Origin of the sequence: uncultured Rhodoblastus sp. (genome assembly GCF_903903185.1) — a bacterium.
GTDB lineage: Bacteria > Pseudomonadota > Alphaproteobacteria > Rhizobiales > Beijerinckiaceae > Rhodoblastus.
The window spans coordinates 1-2,356 of record NZ_CAIUXT010000207.1 but is presented as its reverse complement, the minus strand read 5'-3'; the positions used below and the strand labels follow the sequence as shown (position 1 = coordinate 2,356).

Below are 2,356 nucleotides of genomic sequence, written 5' to 3'. Positions count from 1 at the left end.
CCAAGGCGCGTTTTGAGCGCCACCAGTTCCTCTTTCCAGGCCAACAGCGACCCTGACCATTCCGCAATCGACATGATTTCCTCCCCGAACCACAGATCGGAGAGAATCATAATCAGCGATAATACGCAACTGTAGTATTAGAGCGTTTTCCGATCAACCTGTATCATAGCCGCAGGCGCGAAAGTAGTTCTCGCATTCCGTGGGTTTGAAGATGTCGGCGCAGGCCTCGAGGGCATGCATCAATCCGGCGACGGTGCGCTCGGCGATTTTGCACAGGAATGCTTTCAGTTTCGAAAACGCCTTTTCGAAGGGTTTATGTCCGGGCTATAGGGAGGCAGGTAGCGGAGTTCGGCGCCGGCGCCCTTGATCAGTTGCTCGACGCGCTCGCCCTTGAATGACTGCTCTAAATTAAGGTTGGAGTGCGTTTAGCGAAAATGGCAATGCCCGGTTCTGGCGCCAAGTCGGCAACCAGCCATCGATTTGAGCGGCCGCTATCTGCGGTTGGGGCCTTCCGCGCCGCCTGGGCGTCGCGTTCAAGTCCGCGAATAGGTGGGAGCAGGGGAGGGAGGGGTCGGATAGCCATCCTTATCTTAGCGCTTCGCCTTCGTCGATAAAAAGGGCCGCGAGTTTCGCGGCCCTGCAAGAGGTCAGGCTTGCTGAATTGCCGACAATTTCCAATCCGTTGCCGCCCCGCCCGGACGGCGCGCGAATGTCCAGATTTCGGTTGTAACCGTCGGCGTCACGGGATCACCCGAGACAATCTTGCCGGTCGCGCGATCAAGCATCGTGTCGATCAGCGAGAAACGCATCGCGACGCTCGCATAATCGCTTTCAGGCTCGCGCCAGGCTTCAGAAAGATCACCCTGCAGAAGGGTCACGTCGGAGATTTTGTTGACCTGCCCTTTCTTTGCGGTCTCTTCGATCTCCGCTGCGAAATATGAGGTCATTTCAGGCGTCGCCAGAGCGCGCAAAGCGGCCATGTCCTTGGCGCCGTAGGCTTTTTGGATGAGGCCAAGGCGCTGTTCGAAAACATTGAAATCCGCAGGACCGATTTCGAGCTTAACAGGTCTCCCAGTCCCTCCGCCGAAGCCTCCGAAACCGGGGCGCGGGCCTTGCGCAGCGCCGCTGTCGTATGCGGCGCCTTGATACGCCGGCTGGCGCCTGCGCAGGAAGCCCATGACGAATTTAATCAGGAGGAATAGAAGCCCGATCTGAAGCACGAGGCCCAGAATGGACGAAATTCCGCCGAGCCCGCCGCCGAAACCGCTTCCGAACAGCATGCCGACCAGCCCGGCGCCGACAAGGCCGCCAAGCAGGCCGCGTCCGAAACCGCCGGACATGAAGCCGCCGGAGTTCCTGCCCGTCGATCCGGCATAATTCTGCGTCATCCCTGGTGACGGGGACGTCATTGAACGTTCGATCGGAGCGGCTGGGCGAGGCGCCGTCGCGGTTGGGGGCGGAGCGCTGAAAGTGCGCGCGCCGCGACTGCCGAAGGAGCCGCCAGAACCCGCTTTTGCGAAACTGTCGGCGGAATATCCCAAGGCGACAAGGGCGGCCAGAGTGAAAATCAAGGTTTTTTGGCGCATGGCCATGGTTTTGTCCTGAGGTTGCACGAGCGTGTCGCTGCCCGCAGGGCTTATATTGTTATCGTTGGTCAAAGTGCAAAGGCGGCGGCCGGATCCGGTCCTCCGGTAATGACGATTGATGCTCCGCAGCGATGAAAAACGCCTGACCGGATCTGGCGGAAAGCGGGCGGCAACCATCAATTGCTAACGCCAGGAAACGGCATTTGCAGCGCTCCGCCGCGCGTCGATGTGTTTTTCGTTGTAAACTGAGAGGGGAGCTGGAGCTAAAAATGAACGACCGAGAGCAAGAAATTCCCTCAGATCCGCTTGTCTGCTATTCGCGCGGCCTTTTGGCCCGTGATAAAGCGATCCGCCTGCTCGGGTTTCGAGACTATCCGGAGTTCCTGGTCGCTCTTGGCGACGCCGATCATCTCCCAATGCCGTCGTCGCCGCCAGACAAAATCACAGAGCAGCTCGAACTCTTCGTCAAACTCTGGAACGAGACGCCATAGCGCGTCGCCGGCCTGGCGACGCTGCCGAAAATAGCAATTCCTCTCTCGCTGCAATGACGGCTTTTCGCCAATCCATTGATCGACGATTGAGGACCGGATTTGGCGCCGAGCGGGCGCCCAGCCGTCACTTCGGGCGGCCGCTATCTGCGGTTGGGACCATCCGCGCCGCGCGTGCATTGTTTTTCTGGCCCCCAGACTGCGAGTTGGGGAGGGAGTGAGCGGATTCGACGTTACTGCCATATCCACAGTTCTTCGTCATCGGCGTCTGCATCGCGAATT

General features: G+C 59.2%; 2 protein-coding genes and 1 pseudogene. 1 reads left to right on the top strand and 2 read right to left on the bottom strand.

Annotation, left to right across the window (positions count from 1 at the left end):
- Window positions 1-153 precede the first annotated feature (153 nt).
- Window positions 154-368, bottom strand: a pseudogene (locus QZY01_RS18210) (transposase); the annotation flags it as partial.
- Between the two features lie 279 nt (window positions 369-647).
- Window positions 648-1,220: a TIM44-like domain-containing protein gene (locus tag QZY01_RS23880; RefSeq protein WP_342394911.1), complete on the bottom strand. Its 573-nt coding sequence runs from the start codon at window positions 1,218-1,220 to the stop codon at window positions 648-650.
- 635 nt (window positions 1,221-1,855) lie between these two features.
- Between QZY01_RS23880 and QZY01_RS18200 the strand changes: the two genes are divergently transcribed.
- Complete coding sequence (locus QZY01_RS18200; RefSeq protein ID WP_294540025.1) at window positions 1,856-2,077, top strand: hypothetical protein; 222 nt, start codon at window positions 1,856-1,858, stop codon at window positions 2,075-2,077.
- Window positions 2,078-2,356: the final 279 nt, after the last annotated feature.